The organism is Methylobacterium fujisawaense (assembly GCF_014138435.1).
In the GTDB taxonomy this organism is placed as follows: Bacteria; Pseudomonadota; Alphaproteobacteria; order Rhizobiales; family Beijerinckiaceae; genus Methylobacterium; species Methylobacterium fujisawaense.
Map to the genome: position 1 here is coordinate 205091 of NZ_JACJIM010000004.1, position 18146 is coordinate 223236.

Annotated in this window: 18 protein-coding genes; 7 read left to right on the plus strand and 11 right to left on the minus strand. The window is 70.7% G+C overall.

What is annotated here, in order from left to right; all coding sequences use genetic code 11:
- Positions 1-48: 48 nt before the first annotated feature.
- Positions 49-393: a DUF1330 domain-containing protein gene (locus GGQ91_RS13615; protein WP_182592205.1), complete on the plus strand. Its 345-nt coding sequence runs from the start codon at positions 49-51 to the stop codon at positions 391-393.
- A gap of 301 nt (positions 394-694) precedes the next feature.
- Here the strand turns inward: GGQ91_RS13615 and GGQ91_RS13620 are convergent, their stop codons facing one another.
- Positions 695-1324, minus strand: a complete 630-nt coding sequence (locus GGQ91_RS13620; RefSeq protein WP_043379529.1) for a TetR/AcrR family transcriptional regulator — start codon at positions 1322-1324, stop codon at positions 695-697.
- 152 nt (positions 1325-1476) lie between these two features.
- On the opposite strand from GGQ91_RS13620, the gene GGQ91_RS13625 reads away from it, so the two are divergent.
- A complete protein-coding gene (locus tag GGQ91_RS13625) occupies positions 1477-2247 on the plus strand; it encodes an SDR family NAD(P)-dependent oxidoreductase (RefSeq protein WP_043756918.1) in 771 nt (256 codons plus the stop codon).
- A 102-nt stretch (positions 2248-2349) separates the two neighbouring features.
- On the opposite strand, the gene GGQ91_RS13630 is transcribed toward GGQ91_RS13625, so the two are convergent.
- From GGQ91_RS13630 to GGQ91_RS13665, 8 genes are all read right to left on the minus strand, one after another.
- Positions 2350-2547, minus strand: a complete 198-nt coding sequence (locus tag GGQ91_RS13630) for a hypothetical protein (protein WP_012318739.1) — start codon at positions 2545-2547, stop codon at positions 2350-2352.
- Positions 2548-2750: 203 nt separating this feature from the next.
- Complete coding sequence (locus GGQ91_RS13635; RefSeq protein WP_403091249.1) at positions 2751-3296, minus strand: cysteine hydrolase family protein; 546 nt, start codon at positions 3294-3296, stop codon at positions 2751-2753.
- Between the two features lie 187 nt (positions 3297-3483).
- On the minus strand, positions 3484-3993 hold the full coding sequence (locus GGQ91_RS13640) for a ferritin-like domain-containing protein (protein WP_043756927.1): 510 nt from the start codon (positions 3991-3993) through the stop codon (positions 3484-3486).
- A 310-nt stretch (positions 3994-4303) separates the two neighbouring features.
- A complete protein-coding gene (locus GGQ91_RS13645) occupies positions 4304-4903 on the minus strand; it encodes a PAS domain-containing protein (RefSeq protein ID WP_182592206.1) in 600 nt (199 codons plus the stop codon).
- Positions 4904-5102: 199 nt separating this feature from the next.
- On the minus strand, positions 5103-5954 hold the full coding sequence (locus GGQ91_RS13650; protein ID WP_182592207.1) for an ABC transporter permease subunit: 852 nt from the start codon (positions 5952-5954) through the stop codon (positions 5103-5105).
- Entirely contained in the window at positions 5951-6742 is a 792-nt protein-coding gene (locus GGQ91_RS13655) for a taurine ABC transporter ATP-binding protein (protein ID WP_043756933.1), read from the minus strand. Before GGQ91_RS13655 ends, GGQ91_RS13650 begins: the two co-directional genes overlap by 4 nt.
- Positions 6739-7776: a taurine ABC transporter substrate-binding protein gene (gene tauA, locus GGQ91_RS13660; RefSeq protein ID WP_182592208.1), complete on the minus strand. Its 1038-nt coding sequence runs from the start codon at positions 7774-7776 to the stop codon at positions 6739-6741. The genes GGQ91_RS13655 and tauA overlap by 4 nt, the downstream gene beginning before the upstream one ends.
- A 206-nt stretch (positions 7777-7982) precedes the next feature.
- Positions 7983-8594 (minus strand): TetR/AcrR family transcriptional regulator, encoded by a 612-nt coding sequence (locus tag GGQ91_RS13665; protein WP_246410693.1) that lies wholly within the window; start codon positions 8592-8594, stop codon positions 7983-7985.
- A gap of 97 nt (positions 8595-8691) precedes the next feature.
- Here GGQ91_RS13665 and GGQ91_RS13670 point away from each other — a divergent pair, with 97 nt between their 5' ends.
- Positions 8692-9255, plus strand: coding sequence for a sugar O-acetyltransferase (locus GGQ91_RS13670; protein WP_210281281.1), 564 nt, complete (start codon positions 8692-8694; stop codon positions 9253-9255).
- 214 nt (positions 9256-9469) lie between these two features.
- Here GGQ91_RS13670 and GGQ91_RS13675 read toward each other — a convergent pair whose 3' ends face one another.
- Positions 9470-11188 carry an outer membrane beta-barrel protein gene (locus GGQ91_RS13675; protein ID WP_182592209.1) on the minus strand — a complete coding sequence of 573 codons (1719 nt, stop codon included), beginning with the start codon at positions 11186-11188 and terminating at the stop codon, positions 9470-9472.
- A 683-nt stretch (positions 11189-11871) separates the two neighbouring features.
- Here GGQ91_RS13675 and GGQ91_RS13680 point away from each other — a divergent pair.
- Positions 11872-12138 carry a hypothetical protein gene (locus tag GGQ91_RS13680; protein ID WP_043356118.1) on the plus strand — a complete coding sequence of 89 codons (267 nt, stop codon included), beginning with the start codon at positions 11872-11874 and terminating at the stop codon, positions 12136-12138.
- A 356-nt stretch (positions 12139-12494) separates the two neighbouring features.
- Complete coding sequence (locus GGQ91_RS13685; protein ID WP_043356119.1) at positions 12495-12818, plus strand: hypothetical protein; 324 nt, start codon at positions 12495-12497, stop codon at positions 12816-12818.
- Positions 12819-12851: 33 nt separating this feature from the next.
- On the opposite strand, the gene GGQ91_RS13690 is transcribed toward GGQ91_RS13685, so the two are convergent.
- Positions 12852-15542, minus strand: coding sequence for an MGH1-like glycoside hydrolase domain-containing protein (locus GGQ91_RS13690; RefSeq protein WP_182592210.1), 2691 nt, complete (start codon positions 15540-15542; stop codon positions 12852-12854).
- Between the two features lie 352 nt (positions 15543-15894).
- On the opposite strand from GGQ91_RS13690, the gene GGQ91_RS13695 reads away from it, so the two are divergent.
- Both GGQ91_RS13695 and GGQ91_RS13700 read left to right on the plus strand, forming a co-directional pair.
- Positions 15895-17028: a branched-chain amino acid ABC transporter substrate-binding protein gene (locus tag GGQ91_RS13695; RefSeq protein ID WP_179698687.1), complete on the plus strand. Its 1134-nt coding sequence runs from the start codon at positions 15895-15897 to the stop codon at positions 17026-17028.
- 141 nt (positions 17029-17169) lie between these two features.
- Entirely contained in the window at positions 17170-18060 is an 891-nt protein-coding gene (locus GGQ91_RS13700; RefSeq protein WP_179698688.1) for a LysR family transcriptional regulator, read from the plus strand.
- The last annotated feature ends 86 nt before the right edge of the window (positions 18061-18146 follow it).

Genomic DNA, 18146 nt, shown 5'->3' on the forward strand with positions numbered 1-18146 from the left:
CTTCGCGCCGATCGGATCCACTTCGCTCCGCAAGGCAGGAGACGCAGCATGACGAAGGGCTACTGGATCGCGCGGGTCGATGTCCGCGACGCGGAGGCCTACAAGGCGTACGTGGCGGCCAACGGTGCCGCCTTCGCCAAGTTCGGCGGTCGCTTCCTCGTGCGCGGCGGCGCCCACGAGGCGGTGATGGGGCCGGCCCGATCCCGCAACGTGGTGATCGAGTTCCCGAGCTATGCCGATGCCCTCGCCTGCTGGAACTCCGACCTCTACCAGGCGGCCAAGGCCAAGCAGCGCGGCGGCGTCGAGGCCGAGATCCTGGTGATCGAGGGCTATGACGGCCCGCAGCCGGGCGCCTCCGAGCCGGCGCCGGAGGCCGGTCCGGCTTCCGAGTAGATCGCAGCGAAGGGGCCACGCGGAGTCTCGCGCGGCCGAGCCGGGCACCGGACGGGGCTCTGGATTTCGGGGCCTGCGCGCAGTCGGGGAATGACGGAGGTGTCGTCCCCGGCCGCCATCGCATCCGGCGGCGCGGTGTCCGCGCTGGCGATCGCCACTGTCCCGGCGCGCCGCTTCGCCCCTGTGGGGCGGGGGGCGGAATGCCGACGTTGGACCGACCGTCAGAGCGGGACCATGGAGGCGGGTCCTCCGGGGCGGCCGCGATGCCGCCGGCGACGATCCCGGATCTCGTCCGGTCGCGCTACGACAGCGGCCTCCGCGGCGCGAGGCTCCGCAGCAGGAAGGCCGTCATCGCGGCCACGGGCGGCACCGGCTGAAGACTGGAGCTGCCCACCAGCAGCGGATGGGTGTAGCGGGCGATGGCGGCGTGGATGCAGGCGGCCGCCTCGACGGGATCGGCGGCCTCGAATTCGCCCCGGGCCACCCCCTCGCGGATGATCCGCTCGAACCCGGCGGTGATCCGGGCCACGTGATGACGGCAGACGTCCCAGCTCTCCACCATCGCCGCCTCGATCATCTCGTGCAGGCGGGGAAACGTCTCGCAGCGGCGGGTGCAGTCGCGATGCAGGGTCTCGATCGCCGCCACGAGGCGCGCGGTGGCGTCGAGGCCCGGCCGGTCGGCGATCTCCGAGATCACCGCCTCGCTCTCGCCGATCAGCCGCTCCAGCACCGCCTCGTTGATCGCCTTCTTCGACTCGAAGAACCGGTAGACGTTGGCCGGACTCATCTTGAGCGTCCGGGCGATGTCGGCCACGGTCGTCTTCTGATAGCCGATCTCGCGGAAATACGTGCCCGCCGTCGCCAGGATGCGGCTCCGCGTGTCGGGCGCGCACTCCTCTGCGATCGCGTGGGGCGTTTCGTCCAGGGACATGCGTCCTCACTAGGCCATGCGGCCGTGGGGCGTCAAAGACGCGAACCCGGATCGGGTTCCCCTGCGGCCGGTGCGCGCGCCCGGAACCCGCCCCGGCGACACCCATTGCCCCCGCATCCGGCCGCCATGGCGGTGCCAGCGAGAGAGTCCCGATGAGCTTCACCGACACCCGTGCCCTGGTCACCGGGGCCGATTCCGGCATCGGGCAGGCGACGGCGGAACTGCTCGCCCGGGCAGGCGCCGACGTCGCGATCACCTATCACAGCGACGCGGACGGCATCCGCGAGACCGCCGCGCGGGTCGAGGCCGCGGGCCGCCGGGCCCTGGTGCTACAGCTCGATGTCGGCGATCCGGCGGCCGTCACGGCGGCCTTCGACCGTATCGGCAGCGAGCTCGGCACCCTCGACATCCTCGTGGCCAATGCCGGACAGGCCATGAGCGGGATACCGGTCGCCGAGATGGACGACGCGGTCCTGGAGCGGATCCTGCGGGTGAACCTCATGGGACCGCTGTTCTGTGCGCGCCCCTTCATCAAGATGCGCCGAGCGCAGGGCGGGAACGGCAAGATCGTGTTCGTCTCCTCCGTGGCCCAGCACCTGCCCACCCCTGAGAGCGCGCCCTACGGGATGTCGAAGGCGGGGCTCGGCTCCCTCTGCCGCTCCCTGTCGCGGGAACTCGCCGAGGACCGGATCAACGTCAACAATGTCGCCCCGGGCCTGATCGAGACGCCGATGACCGCGGACCGGTTCGAGCGGTCGGAGGTTCTGGACCAGTCCCTGGAGCGGATCCCGTGGCATCGGGCCGGCCAGCCGGAGGAGATCGCTCAGGCGATCCTGTATCTGGCCTCGGATGCCGCGGCCTATGTCACCGGCCACACTCTGGTGGTCGATGGCGGCTTGACGATGCAGTGGGGTGGCGCCTGAACGACGAAGCGCGGCGCTGGGCTCAAGGTCCGGCGCCGCGTCGAGACATTTTTGACCGGCGCCGGGGCTGCCGGTGGTGCCACCAAGCCCTCGGGCAGGCCCTCAGGACCCGAATTGCGAGCCCAGCCGCTCGAGGTACTCGGCCAAGTCGACGCCCCCGACACGCTTGCCGTAGTCGAAGCGCATGCCCTGGCGGATGTCGACGCTGGCATCCCGGGTGGTCAGGGTGAAGGGACGGACGCAGACCCAGGCCCCGTCGCGGCGGTGCTCGAAGTAGCCGAGGATCTCGTGCTTGGCCATAACCTTTCCTCCGGGACCGTGTTCAGGATCATAACGGTCGCGCAGGCCGCTGGTTCGCGCGGCGCGACTGTTTTTCGCGTGCGGCGGCGCACGGATCGAGTGTTCGAGAGTCGGGATGGTCGCGGACGGCTCGCGCAGATCTCGCCTGAGCTTGGCTATTACGGTGCGAATGTTCAGCCCTGTCCGGAGGGCGGCGGGCCGGGTCAGTGCCAGCGATCGAGGATCTCGGCGGTCGTCATGGTCTCGACCTGGTGGCCGTAACGCATCCGGTACATCAGCAGGAGGGCGTCGTGCGCCGCGTCGCAGGAGCTGCACAGGGCGTCGGTGGCCAGCACGATCCGGTAGCCGAGATCGACGCCGCCGAGCACGGCGGCCAGCACGCAGACATCCGTCTCGGCGCCGGTGACGATCAGCGTATCGACAGAGCGCGCCCGCAAGCGCGCGTCGAGGCCGGTCTCGAGCCAGGGCGAATAGACGGTCTTGTCGACGACCTCCGCGGGCGGGACCATCCGGGCGAGATCCGGGACGAGGTCGATCATGCCGGCGTCGAGGCGCTCCCGGGTCATGGCGGCCCAACGCTGCGAGTAGGTCGCCCAGGTGCCGCGGCCCTCGCCCGGCCGGGCGGCCGGGATGAAGCGGGTGAAGATGGTCCGCTCCGGATGCGCCGCCGCGAGGCGGCACACCTGCGGCAGGACGCGGTTCATCCACGGGGTCTGCCAGTCGGTGGGCTCGGCGAACATGCGCTGCATGTCGATGCAGAGATGGACGCAACCCGTCCCCAGGGCCCCTCCGGAGGCTTTCCCCTCCGGCCGGGGAGCATTCGTCGATCGTCCGCTTCCAGTGTCCATGTGCGCGCAATCAGGCCGGGTCGGCGTTGGTGTGAGGGTCGTCGGACGCGGCCGTCCCCGCCCCGCTTCGGGCGGGGACGGCGCGACGTCAGCGATCGGCCTTGGCGCCGGACACCGTCAGGGAGAGGTAGCGCTCCGTGATCGGACGGATCAGCTTGCGCACCGCATCCGCCATGGCCTGCTCCTCCTTGAGCGACTGCTCGAAGGCGCTCCGGTGGCCCTGCTGTCCGGCGGCGTCGCTGATCGTGAGCAGCGACTCGTAGGCGGCGATCTCGAAATTCTCGAAGGCGTGGTTGGCGTAGGTGTTCTTCAGGATCTCGTCCTGGGCCGGGGTGTGACCGAGCGCCATCATGTTCCCGACAAAGCCCAGGAAGCCCTCCTTGAGGGCCGAGGGGCTGTCGCCCAGGCTCTGGAGCGCCTCCTCCAGGCGCTGGCGCTGCCCGTGCGTCTCCTCGATGTGGCGGCGCAGGGCCTGTTCCATCTCGGGGTAGCGCTCCAGGCGCTCGACCTGCCGCTCCATGATCTGCAGCGCCTGCATCTCCACCGCATGGGTATTCTTCAGGGCCGTGACGTAGATCTCGCGGACGTCCATGGTCATGGCGTTTGCCTCGTAGCAGTTGCGAGCCTGATGGCTCGTTCAACCAGCAAACACAGGCGCCGCGCGGCCAAGTTCCGGTCGGAAGGTCGCAGGAGGAGGCGCCGATCGAGCCTGTCCTGCGCCGTGCCGGGATCCGGACCGGCGCGGTTCCGGATCGACCGCCTCCGGCGCGCCCCTCCGGGGCCGGGCGCGCCCTCGACGCCCCGGACTGACGGCGCGGGTCAACCGGCCGGCGGCGTCGATGGGGAGACGCGGCTCCGGCGCCACGGTCGTCGCCCTGGCCGCCGCCTCGACGGGAACGGGGGGCCAATCAATGCAGGGCGTCGCCGCGCTCGGTGCGCTGGCGGTCCGCGAGGCGCCGGCCGATCTCGATCAGCAGCGTCTCGGTCAGCGCCACCAGGGCGGTGTCGCGGAGCTGCGAGACCGTGTCGTGCAGCGAGAGGCACAGGTCGGCGGTCCGGCTGAGGGCGTCGTCGATCGTGGCCCCGTCGCGCTTCGCGAAGGCTGTGCCGGCGGACTTGCTGTCCGAGATCTCGACGATCACCCCCCGGCCGGTGGACGGACGGCCGTCCTGATCGAGGTAGAAATGCCCGCGGGTGAACAGCCACCGCAGCCGGCCTTCCGGGGAGCAGACGCGGTACTCGGCCGTGTAGGAGCCGCCCGTGCGAACGCAATCCAGGATGACCTGCGAGATATGCGGCTGGTCGTCCGGATGGACGGCCTCCAGGAGCTCGGCGAGGCTGACGCCGGCCCGCGACCGGGCCGGGCTGATGTTGAACAGCAGGGCGCTCACCGGATCGGCCCGCGCCTCGTCCCGGAGAATGTCCCACATCCAGAAGCCGACGCCGCCGGAGGCTTCGAGAGCCGCGACCAGAGCCGCCTTGGACACATCCTCGTCCGTTTGGGCCATCCGTGGCATCCCCGAGCGCATCGCCAAAACGGCCGCTGCCGCGCGCGCCCTCCGATCGTACACACTCCGTATCCCGTTGGGATCTGCAAGCGACACAATTAAGTGCGCATGTTGAGGGCGCAATATTGACCTGCGGCGTTCCCTCCCCGCCGCCGCATCGGCGTCTCGTCCGGGAGCGTGGACTCGGGTCGGTCGCCCCTCAAGCCCTGCCCTTCCAGGGGACCAGCACGCGCTCCAGGCACCGCATCCCGAACTCGAACAGTCCCGCGAACAGGCCGATCACCAGGATGCCCATCAGCACCACGTCGGTGCGCAGGAAGTTGGACGCGTTGAGGACGAGCTGGCCGAGGCCGGCCTGGGCCGCCACCATCTCGGCGGCCACCAGGGTGGTCCAGCCGACGCCCATGCCGATCCGCAGGCCGATCAGGATCTCCGGCAGGGCTGCCGGGAAGACCACGTGGCGCAGGACCTGCCAGGGGCTCGCCCCCAGGGCGCGCGCCGCGTTGATCTGGTCGACCGAGGCGGAGCGCACCCCCGCGCGCGCGGCGAGCGCCACCGGGGCGAGGCAGGCGAGGAAGATCAGCAGCACCTTCGACAGCTCGCCGATCCCGAACCAGATGATCATCAGCGGCAGGTAGGCGAGCGGCGGCAGCGGCCGGTAGAACTCGATCGGCGGGTCGAGGATGCCCCGGGCGATCCGGCTCGTGCCCATGGCGAGCCCGACGGGGATCCCGACCAGGGTGGCGAGCCCGAAGGCGCCGAGGACGCGCAGGAGGCTGTCGCGGATGTGGATCCCGAGCGGGGCGCCGTCGATCGCCCCGCGCCAGGCCTGCCCGAAGGCCGACAGGACCGCCTCCGGCGGCGGCAGGAACAGCGGCTTCACCCAGCCGGCGCCCGTGGCGACCACCCAGAGGCCGAGGGCCGCGAGCACGGTTGCGACGCTGACCGCCGGCACCGGGATCCCGCCGCGGCGACGGGGTCCGGGGGGCGCCGGCGGATCCGCCGCGGAGCCCGAGGCCGCGTCCTGCGCCGTGCGGGGCGGCCCGCTCATCGGACGGCCTCGGGCCGGGCGCCGGCACCGTGGCGGATGCGCTCGAGGACGCGCTCCCGCACGGCGATGAAGGCGGGATCCGACTTCACGGCCCGCGTATCGCGGCCGCCGACCGCCGCCCGGGAGAAGGGCAGGTCCAGCGTCTCGACGATGCGGCCGGGCCTCGGGCTCATGATCACCAGCCGGGTCGCGAGGAACACCGCCTCCTCGACGTCGTGGGTGATGAAGAAGGCCATCTTGCCGGTCCGGTGCCAGATCCGGAGGATCAGCTCCTGGATCTGCTCGCGGGTGAGAGCGTCCAGCGCGCCCAGCGGCTCGTCCATCAGCAGGACACGCGGGTCTCCGGCCAGTGCCCGGGCGAGGCCGACCCGCTGCTGCATGCCGCCCGAGAGCTCGTAGACCTTCCGGTCGGCGCAGTCGGGCAGGCCCACGAGGTCGAGCATTGCGCGGGCGATCCGCTGCCGCTCCGCCCGGGGCACGCCCCGCATCTTGGGGCCGAAGGCCACGTTCTCGGCCACGTCCAGCCAGGGCATCAGCGCGTGGCGCTGGAACACCACGCCCCGCTCGGCCCCCGGGCCCCGGATCGGGGCCCCGTCGAGGAGGATCTGACCCTCGGTGGGCGGGAGGAAGCCCGCGATCGCCGAGAGCAGGGTGGTCTTGCCGCAGCCCGAGGCGCCGAGCGCCACCACGAACTCCCCGGGGCCGATGGTCAGGTCGATCCGCGACAGGGCGGCGACCGCGCCGGCACCCTGTCCGTAGCGGACGCTCAGGTTGCGGATCTCGATCATCGGCCCTCCGGTCCGGGGACTGGCTCTTTCCGGGCCGCGTCCACGACGTCCGTCGTGACGAACCGGCCGTAATCCGGCGCCAGCGCCTGGACGCGCCCCTGCGCCTTCAGGAACGCGGCGGTCTCGGTCAGGGCCTTGGCGGCGGCACCGCCGAGCCAGGCCGGGGAGGCCTGCGCCTCCAGGGTCGGGAACCGGTAGGCCGCGAGACTCGCCGGCACCTGCGCCGGCGCCGAGCCGGTGATCCGGGCCACCGCCGCCACCTCGGGCGCGTCGGCATTCCAGGGCTTGGCGGCATAAGCCGCGTCCTGGGCGGCGATCAGCTTGACGAGCGTCACCAGGAAATCCCGATTCGCGGCCGCCCAGGCGCGGTCGACCACGAGGCCGTCGAAGGTCGCCTTGCCCCGGCGGGCGAGGTCGCCGGCCGAGACCACCACCGTGCCGGATGGCTTCACCCGGGCGAGCACCGGATCCCAGATGAAGGTCGCGTCGATGTCGCCCCGCTCCCAGGCGGCGGCGATCTCGGGCGGGCGCATGTTGAGGATCCTGACATCCGCTTGGCCGAGCCCGGCCTCCGCCAGGGCGGCGATCAGCTGGTAATGCGCCGTCGACACGAACGGCACGGCGATCGTCTTGCCGCGCAGGTCGGCCACGCGCGTCACGCCGCTGCCGGCGCGGGCCACGAGCTGCTCGGCGTCGGCGATCTCGTCGAGGATCCAGAACAGCTGGATATCGAGACCCTGCGACGCGGCGGCCGCGATCGGGCTCGATCCCGCCTCGCCGATCTGGACGCTACCCGAGGCCATGGCGCGGATCACGTCGCCGCCGCCGCCGAACTTGCGCCAGTGGACGGTGTAGCCGGTCGCCTTTTCGAGGGCGCCCGAGGCCATCAGCGCCCGGAACGGCACCACCATGTCCTGGTGGGCGAAGGTGACCTCCTTGTCGGCGGCCCGGGCGAGGCCGGGTGCCAGAAGGCCGAGAACCAGCGTTGCCAGGGTCGCGAGCGCGACGGGGCGGTGCGTACCGACGGATGTCATGACGTGAAGTCCCCCTCCAGCCGGCCGACTCACAAGCGCGTCGGCCGGACGATGGCAGGGTCGGCCACGCTTGGCTTCGGAGGCAAGGGGGTTTGGGCCGGAGCGGCCGGAACCGCGGTGTCTCGTGCGGCCACGGTCGAAGGCGGTCTGATCGCGCGGGCCGGCTGCCCTGCGGGGTCACGCCGACCGGCCCCCGGCCGGAGCACCTAGCGAACCAGCCGCTCGACGATCGCCCGCACCTGCGCACGGTCGGCGGGGTGCGGGTCGACCGAGCGATGGATCGTCAGGCCCTCGATCATCGCGTCGAGGGCCTTGGCGGTCTCCGGCGCGAAGTGCCGCTCCAGGGCGGCGCGGCTCTTGGCCATCCAGTCCTGCATGACCCGGCGCAGCGGCGGGTTCCGGGCCGCGAAGGCATAGAGTTCGTAGCTCAGCAGCATCGTGCGCGGGCTCGCCCAGACGTCGCGCACGATCAGGTCGACCACGGCCTCGCAGGCCTCGTCGAAGGTCGTGGCCGCTGCGAGCCGGTCGGCGAACCGCGCCGAGACCGTGTCGGCGAGCCGGGTGAACGCTTCCGTCAGCAGCGCGTCCAGGCTGTCGAAATGGTAGGTCATGGAGCCGAGCGGCACGTCGGCCGCCGCCGCGACCCGGCGGTGGGTCGTGCCGGCGACGCCGTGTTCGGCGACGACGTCGAGGGTCGCCTGGACGATGCGTGCCCGGCGATCCGGGTCGAAACGGCGCTGGGCGGTGGGCAGGGCAATCTCCGCGGATCCGGGATCACGTCCGCCCCACTGTAGCGCGCGCGGCCTGGATACGTACATATGTACGCATGGCGAGATCGCGCGGTGCCGGTGCTGACGGCCTGCGCGGCATCGCCGTGCCGGAACAGGCCGACGCGGCCGGAGGGGAGCCCTCACCATGGACACCGAGATCATGAAGACCCAGAAGCAGCGGATGCTGGCCGGCGCGCTGTACTGCGCCGACGATCCGGAGCTGGCCGCCGACAACCGGCGCATCTCGGACTGGATGGACCGCTACAACGCCACGCAGACGCGCAGCCAGCCCGAACGGCAGGCGCTCCTGGAGGAGGCCTTCGCCCGCGTCGGCCCGGGCTGCAACATCCGTCCGCCTTTCCACTGCGACTACGGCTACAATATCAGCCTGGGCCGCGGCGTGTTCCTGAATTTCGGCTGCTGCATCCTCGACGTGGTGTCGGTCACCATCGGCGACATGACCCAGATCGGCACGGCCGTGCAGATCCTGACGCCCGATCACCCGCGCGACCCGGCGCAGCGTCGGCAGATGCTGGAATTCGGCCGTCCCGTGGTGATCGGCGCCAACGTCTGGATCGGCAGCGGCGCCATCATCCTCCCCGGGGTGACGATCGGCGACGATGCGATCATCGGGGCGGGCAGCGTGGTGACGCGCGACGTGCCGCCCGGCGCTACCGCCTTGGGCAACCCGGCCCGGCTGCGACCGTGAGGGGGCCGGGCGCGCCGAACCGGACTCCAGGGCGATCGCCGAGCCGCCGTCCCGGCGCCGGGACGGCCGGTTCTCCAGTCTCGGCCCGGCCCGCGACGGGCCTCGTCGCGGGCCGGGCGCCGGCATCATGGCTCCGGTCGATGGTCCGGCGCTTTCCGGTTCTTCGCGTCCCGGTTCGGTCGGTTTCGGCCGGATGGCGTCCGCGGATGCGGGCTCAGTCCTTGCGGATCACGGCCACCGGATCGGCCGCGTCGCCGAACCCAAAATCGGCCAGCTTGTAGGAGAGCTGCACGAACCCGCCGTAGCGCTCGGTCTGGAACTTCATCGGGCTGGGCAGGGAGAACGCGAAGGCCGTCGTGCTGGCCTTGTCGGTCTGCATCCGCCAGTAGCGGCCGCCGACGCCGACGCTGACGGCCGGTGTCAGGTCGTAGGAGGCGATGCCCTCCAGGAAATAACCGCCGCCCCGGCCGGATTCCGCCCCCGGGTTGATGTTCGGCCGGTTCCAGTGCCGGTCGACGCCGCTCAGCGACACGACCGGCAGGTAGGCGCCCTCCAGGCTCAGCCGGACCCGGTCGAACCGCGCCTCGCCGATGATGCCGACGCGCAGGGCGTTCCACTGCATGATCTCGCCGAGGGTCTTGATGCTGGCCGGCTGCGGATGGCTCGCGCAGATGTCGCCGCGCGCCACCTGCCGGCAGCCGTAACCGTTATACAGCTCGGAGAAGTACTGGTAGCCGAGGAACCCCCCGAGCTTGAACCCGTCCCGGCGCAACACGTCGTAGCCGAATTCGATCACGCCGTAGCCGATATCGCCGTCCTTGATCGGCGAATGCGTCTTCGAATAGGGGACTTCGACGGGCGGGAAATCCTCGTCGGCGAGGCGCCCGCCCGTGACGCCGCCCGCGCCGAGGAAACCCTTGGCGAACAGGCCCGTGGGGTTGTGATCGAGCCGGACGAAGGTCTCGCCGGCATGGGCATCGGTCTTCGCGTAGGTCAGGCGCGAATTGAGCTGGCCGGGCGCGTAGGGGTCGCCGAGCCTCTCGCGCGGGCTGCCGGAGCTGAAGAAGTAGCGCAGGCCGGCCTCGAGGCCCCAGGTGGCCGGGCCGGTCGATGACGGCGGCGGCCAGTCGGGCAGGCCGGCGGCTCCGAACCGGTAGTTCAGACCGACCCGGGTCAGGAAGCCGTCCGTCGCGATGCGGGTGCCGGCATGGTAGCCGGTCAGCACGGGATAGCTCGGGGCCGGGAGGACGGCACGGCTGCCGAGGTTATAATACAGACCCTCGACCTTGGCCGAGAGATGCGCGCTGAAGGCGTGCTCGATGCCGCCGCCGGCCACGTAGCCCAGGCGCGTCTCGCCGTGCCGGCCATCGAAGAGGGGAAAGCCTGCCAGCGTCACGTTGTTGTCGGTCCGGACGTTCCCGAAGGCGAGGCCGCCGGTGGCGTAGACGAGGGTCCGGTCGAAGGCGAAGCCGACCTTGCCGCGGATCGTGGTCAGGTCGTCCAGCCGCAGCCCGGAATGTGCGACGCTGCGGCGGAAATAGCCGCCGGCTTCGGTTGGGAAGGTGCCCCTCCAGCGATCGTAACCCCAGAGCCGGGTGAACTGGTGATCGACGGCGCCGCCGACGACGAGCCCGGAACCCAGTTGCCAATCGTAGCCGATCTCACCGCCCCCGATAAACCCGCTGTCGGAGCCCTGCTTCGCCGGGAGGACGGGGCAATAGCGTGCGCCGGGCTGCCCGCCCGGACCCGTGCAGAGGAACTGCGTGGCGCGATCCAGCGCGCCGTACCCGCCGAACAGCCCGGCATAGGCTCCGGTCCAGCTGAAGACAGGCAGGATGGGCGGCTCCGGGCGGGAAGCCCGTGGGAGATCCGCCGCCGGCACGGTCTGCGACAGGAGAACGAGAAGAAGTCCTGATCCCAATGTTCGTTGCATGTATAGCCCCCAGCCACGCATGATCGAAGGCCGAAGCGCCGACTTTATCCACTCCGTCAGATCTGATGTGTATTATAGAGCTGACGCAGGCCGGCCTCGTGCGTCCAAGCATGCTGTGAAGATATGTTTATGTCAGAATAAACCGATTCGTAAGGTAAGAGATCAAAAAAAATTGATATGTTTACTGTAAAATAATCTATGAATGTATAAATAATTGCTGTCATAAAAGCAATATACGAAATAATTCAAATGTAATATTCGTGCTTTATTCGAATGAGTGTGATCTTGTTTGCCTCTGCATGAGGCCGGGCGGCAGTACTTTCGATTCCGGTGATGCGTCCTTGCATCACCTGCGGCCTGTCCGGGCGCCGGTGCCCTTGTTCCGTGTCGCCGCGCCGATCGCCGCTGACGCCCGGCGGGGATCGCGCCGTCCCGCCACGAAGCCCGTCAGGCGCGTTACGCGCAGTCCGCCATTCCGGAGAGCGCGATAGGTTCGCCCGTTCCCGCATCCGCTGGACGAGGCCGAGCCCCGTCTCGGGCTGGACGCACGCGGCGGATTCGATTCCGGGAACCATCCCGGCGGTCGGTGCCTTCCTGGGCGGGATTTCGGGCGGACCTGTGCCGGCCGCGACCCTTTGGGACATGCCCGCCCCCTCCCCCGGCGGCGAGAGAGGATATTTTCTTTGCGTTCAGCGATCATCACCGCCGCCCTGCTGGCGGCCCTCGGCGGCGTCGTCGCGATCCCGGCCTCCGCCGCGCCGATCGGCCCCGGCACCGGCGTTTCGGCGCCCGCCGATATCGTTTCGACCGTCCAGATGGATCGGATGGAGCGGCGCATGATGCGGCGTGACATGGAGCGCCGGATGATGCGGCACCGGATGGAGCGGCACATGATGCGCCGCGAGATGCGTCACCGCATGATGCGTCGCGAGATGATGCACCGCATGTAACGGCGATCCGCGTCGGGTCCGGCGGAAGGCCGGGCTCGACGCGCAGGCTTCGGGAGCTTGCCGCGGCAGGCTCCCGACAGAGGGGGGCGTGGACCGGCGCCCGACCCCGGACGTCACCCGTGCGGGACGCCGAGCATGTCCGCGGCGGACCGGTCCGCGGAGCCCCTGCCCCCGCCGACGTCGATAGTCCGGGATCCGGAGCCGGCCCGCGATGCCGCGCCCGGCAGGATCCGGATCCTCGCCCGATCCGCAGGCCCGGCGGTCCTCCCGGACAGCGCCGCGCGCCGCTACGTCCGGGACGATCGAACCATCCGTGGCGCTGTGCGTTTCAAGGCACCGAAAGGGAGATTGGTACAATGAAGGCGTTTCTGGCAGCGGCCGCGGTGAGCCTCGGAATCTTGGGCGTCGTCGGCCCGGTCTCGGCACAGCCGCGCCCCGATTACGACGATTACGGCGGTCGCGGTTACCGTGATCGCGGCGACTACGATTACCGCGACCGCGACCGCGGCTACCGCGATCGGGACGATTATCGGGGACGCGCCAATTACGGGTTCGATGAACGGGAATACCTGCGCTGCAATCCGGACGTCCGCCGCGCCGTGGCCAACGGCCAGATGGAATCGGGCGCCGCCCATTACCGGGTGTTCGGGCGTCGCGAGGGCCGCCGTCTGAGCTGCTGACCGGATCGCCGGACCCCGCTCGACCGGGCGCGCCTATCGGGCGCGAGCCCGGTCGTGCAGCAGGTTGATGATCAGCGCCGTCCAGCCGGTCTGATGCGCGGCGCCGAGCCCCCTGCCGGTGTCGCCATCGAAGAATTCGTGAAACAGCAGCGGCTCCTCGGCACCGGGCGCCGGGGCGATCGGCTCGCGGGGCCCGAGGGCGGGCCGCCGGCCGGTCTCGTCCCTGGCGAACAGGGCGATCAGCCGGTCCTCGAGGGCGTCCGCGATGGCGCTGAGCGTCAGCATCGCGCCTGAGCCCGTCGGATACTCCACCCGGAAGTCGTCGCCGTAATAGGTATGGAAGCGCCGTAGCGCCTCGACGATCAGGAAGTTCATCGGCATCCAGACAGGCCCGCGCCAGTTCGAATTGCCGCCGAACATGTTCGAGGTGGAATCGGCCGGGTCGTACCGGACCGTGAAGGAAGCGCCCAGCTCGTTGAGCACGTAGGGCGCGTCGCGGTGGACCTTCGACAGCGAGCGTATGCCGTAGGGCGAGAGGAACTCGGCCTCGTCGAGCATGCGGCGCAGCAGGGCCTTCATCCGGTGCCCGCGCAGCAGCGACAGCAGCTTGCGGTCCTTCACGCCGCCCTCGGTCCAGCGGGAGACCAGCTGGGCGAGATGGGGCCGGTTCTCCAGAACCCAGTTCAGGCGCCGGGCGAAGTCCGGCAGCCGGTGGAGCACGGAGGGCTCGATCACCTCCACGGCGAAGAGCGGGACCAGCCCGACCATGGAGCGGACCCGCAGCGGCAGCATCCCGCCGCCGGGGATGTCGACCTCGTCGTAGTAGAATTCGTCGGCCTCGTCCCACAGGCCGAAGCCGTCGCCGCCGCCTTCGCCGCCCATGTCGGTCATGGCCTCGGCGATGAGCAGGAAGTGCTCGAAAAACTTGGACGCGGTGCTCTCGTAGACGTCGTTGTGGAGGGCAAGCTCCAGGGCGATGCGCATCATGTTGAGCGCGTACATCGCCATCCAGGCGGTGCCGTCGGCCTGGTGCACCACCCCGAAGCCCGGGGGCGGGCGCGAGCGGTCGAACACGCCGACATTGTCGAGCCCCAGGAAGCCCCCCTGGAACACGTTGCGGCCCTGCGCGTCCTTGCGGTTCACCCACCAGGAGAAGTTGATCAGGAGCTTGTGGAACACGCCTTCCAGGAAGGCGAGGTCGCCGCGCCCGCCCCGCCGGTCCCGGTCGATCTCGAACACCCGGTAGGTGGCCCAGGCATGGACCGGCGGGTTGGCGTCGCCGAACTCCCACTCGTAGGCCGGGAGCTGGCCGTTCGGGTGCATGTACCATTCGCGGGTGAGCAGCAGGAGCTGCTTCTTGGCGAAGTCCGGGTCCAGCAGGGCGAGCGGCAGGCAGTGGAAGGCGAGGTCCCAGGCGGCGAACCAGGGATATTCCCAGGTGTCGGGCATCGACAGCACGTCGGCCGCCGCGAAGTGGCGCCACTGGCCGTTGCGGCCGCCCGCGCGCCCCCGCGGCGGCGGCGGCTGGAGCGGGTCGCCCTCCAGCCAGCGCCGCACGTCGTAGCTGTAGAGCTGCTTCGACCAGATCAGGCCGGCGGCGGCCTGGCGGAAGATGGCGCGGGAATCCGGGCTCGCGATGCCGTCCTGCAATTCCTCGTAGAACGCGTCCGCCTCGGCCACCCGGCGGCGGACCAGCGACCCGTCATCGACCACCCGGGGGCGCGTGCCCGCCGACAGCCGCAGGCGGATCCGGGCGGTTTCCCCGGGCGCCAGCCGCAGCGCGTAGTGGAGGCCGAGCTTGGTGCCCGTGTCCCGGCGCACCGAAGCGGGATCGCCGCCGACGATCGCCGCGTGGAGCCCGTCCTTGAACGGCCCGGCGGCGTCCGGCTGCCCGCCGTGCCGCCGCAGGTTGGTGTCGTTCTCGCAGAACAGGAGGTCCGGCATCCCGTCGAAGGCGAGCCGGTACGGCCCGAGCCGGTCATGCGTGCAGACCACGCCCCCGTCGGGGGCGCAGGCGATCCGCGGGCGCGCCTGCCCGGCCTGCCAGGACCACGTGTTGCGGAACCAGAGCTGCGGGACGAGGTGGAGGTCGGCGGCCTCGGGCCCCCGGTTCAGCGCGGTGATCACCGCGTGGATGTCGTCGGCGTCGGCCTTGGCGTATTCCACCGTGACGTCGAAGAACCGGTTCCCGTCGAAGAGCCCCGTCTCCTCGATCTCGTATTCGGGCTGCTCCCGCCCGCGCCGCATGTTCTCGCCGACGAGGTCCTCGTACGGGAAGGCCGCCTGCGGATAGCGGTAGAGCATCTTCAGGTAGGCATGGCTCGGGACCGCGTCGAGGTAGTGGTAGACCTCCTTCACGTCCTCGCCGTGGTTGCCCTCCTGGTTGGTCAGGCCGAACAGCCGCTCCTTGAGGATGCGGTCGCGCCCGTTCCAGAGGGCCAGGGCCAGGCAGAGGCTGCCGCGCTCGTCGCAGATCCCCGCCAGCCCATCCTCGCCCCAGCGATAGGCGCGCGAGCGGGCGTCCTCGTGCGTCAGGGCGGCCCAGGCGTTGCCGCAGGGGCTGTAATCCTCCCGCACGGTCCCCCATTGCCGCTCGCTGAGATAGGGCCCCCAGAGCGACCACGCCCGGTCGCCCCGGCCCTGCTCGGCGATCCGGCGGCGCTCGGCCCAGCCCACCGACGCGTCCCGGGAGTCGTCACGATCCTCGTCCACGCGCGGCCCCATCAGCCGCGTCCCGGACGCGGTCTCGGACGGCGGGGGACGGGGGCGCGGCGGGGACGGGAGGCGGCCATCGGTCACGACGGTTTGCTGCGGATGCGCCGGCCCGATGCATCATTGACGCCATCCCGACCCGGCCGCCCGCACGGCCACCGCACGGCTCCGTGAGGACCCGTCCGCCGGCCCCGCGGCGCGCCCGGCCCGGGACCATCCGGGCCCGCCCCGGAAAACTTGACCCTGCGCAAGGTGAGCGACAGGATCGGTCTGGATGATCTGCGACTCGACGCGCGGCGATGCACGTTGATCTGTCCGAACTCAGCGTTCGTCGGCGATCTGACCGGCCGCATCTGGGGGAACGATGACGCAATTACTGAGGGCCGGCCTGGCCGGGCTGCTGTTCATGACCGCGGCGCAGGGGCAGGAGGGCGGCGCGCCGGTGAAGATCGGCGTCGCCGCGCCCATGACCGGGCCGAACGCGGCCTTCGGCGCCCAGATCCGGAACGGCGTGAGCCAGGCGGTCGAAGACCTCAACAAGGCGGGCACGCTGAAGGGGAGGACGCTGACGGTCACGGTCGGCGACGACGCCTCCGACCCGAAGCAGGGCGTCTCGGTGGCCAACAAGTTCGCCAGCGACGGCGTGAAGATGGTCGTCGGCGACTACAATTCCGGCGTCACGATCCCGGCCTCGGACGTCTACCTCGACGCCGGCATCATCCAGATCACGCCGGCCTCCACGAGCGTGAAGTTCACCGAGCGCGGGATGTGGAACACGTTCCGCACCTGCAGCCGCGACGACCAGCAGGGCGCGGTGGCGGGCAGCTATCTGGCCGCGCACTTCCCGGGCCAGAAGATCGCCTTCGTCCACGACAAGACGCCCTACGGCAAGGGGCTGGCCGACGAGACGCTGAAGGCGTTCCGGGCCAAGGGCGGCAAGGAGGTGCTGTACGAGGGCATCAACCCGGGCGAGAAGGACTACGCGGCCCTCGTCTCCAAGATGAAGTCGGCCAATGTCGACGTCGTCTATTTCGGCGGCGTGCACACCGAGGCCGGGCTGATCATCCGGCAGATGCGCGATCAGGGCCTCGCCGCCCGCATGATGAGCGGCGACGCCATCCCCGACAAGGAATTCGTCCAGATCGCCGGCCCGGGCGCGGCCGGGACCCTGATGACCTTTGCGCCGGATGCCCGCAAGAACCCGAACGCCAAGGGCGTGGTGGCGGCCTTCAACGCCCGGGGCATCGATCCCGAGGCCTACACGCTCTACGCCTACGCGGCCGTGCAGGTCCTGGCCAAGGCCATGGCAGAGACGGGCTCCAGCGACGGGAAGGCGCTCGCCGACTGGCTGCACCAGGGCAAGCCGGTGGACACGGTGGTCGGGCCTATCGCCTACGACAGGAAGGGCGACCTCACCCGGCCCGACTACGTCATCTACGCGTGGACCAAGGGGCCGGACGGCCGGATCGACTATGCCGGGCACGAGGTGGCCCCGTAGGCACGAGGTGACCCCGTAGGCCGGTCGGGGCCGGAGGCCGCCGCCTCAGCTAATTGGATGAGGGCGGCCCTCTCAACGCAGCCGCCGCGACGGCCTTATGCTCCCGCCCGACTGCGCCGCGGTCCGGAAGAGGGAGCCTTCATGTTCGATTTCAGCCAGCTCCGGTGCTTCGCCGCCGTGGCGGAGGAGCTGCATTTCGGGCGCGCGGCCGCCCGGCTGAACATGACGCAGCCGCCGCTGTCGCGGCAGATCCAGGTTCTGGAGCGCGTCCTCGACGTGCAGCTCCTGGAGCGCACCAGCCGCACCGTCCGGCTGACCGCCGCCGGCCGCAGCTTCCTGCCCGAGGCGCAGCGCATCCTGCGGCTGGCCGAGACCGCGACCCACGTCACCCGGCAGGTGGCGGCGGGGCGCGCGGGCGTCCTCAAGTTCGGCTTCACGGCGGCCTCGGCCTACGACTTCCTGCCGCGCCTCGTCACCGCGTTGCGGCGGGCGCTGCCGGACGTGACGCTCGCGTTGCGCGAGATGGTCAGCAAGGATCAGATCGAGGAACTCCTCGCCGGCCGGATCGACGCCGCGCTGGTGCGGCCGCCGGTGACGCATCCGGACCTGATCGCCGTCCGGGCGCTGGCCGAGCCCCTCGTGGTGGCCCTGCCGGCCGGGAACCCCCTGGCCCTGCGCGACCGGCTCACCCCCGCCGATCTCGGGCGCGAGCCGCTCATCGGCTACGCGCCCAACGAGGCGCGCTACTTCCACGACCTCGTCCTCGGCCTGCTCGCCGAGGCCGAGATCCAGCCCCCGATGGTCCAGCAGCTGACGCAGATCCACTCGATCCTGGCCCTCGTCCGGGCGGCGCTCGGCATCGCCCTGGTGCCGGCCGCCGCCGAGCGCCTGCGCTTCGAGGGCGTGGTGTTCCGGCCGCTCGCCCTGCCCGCCCCGCGCCCGGTGGAACTCCTCCTCGCGTGGCGGCGCGATGCGGATGACCCGCTGATCGCCCGGCTGGTCTCGATCCTGGCCGAGATGCCCCCACCGTGACGGGGCCTCCGATTGATGCATGTTCGGCATCGATCGATCCAGTGTTTGGCTTTGACCTGGCACCGGAAGGCTGCGCGTGATGGGGC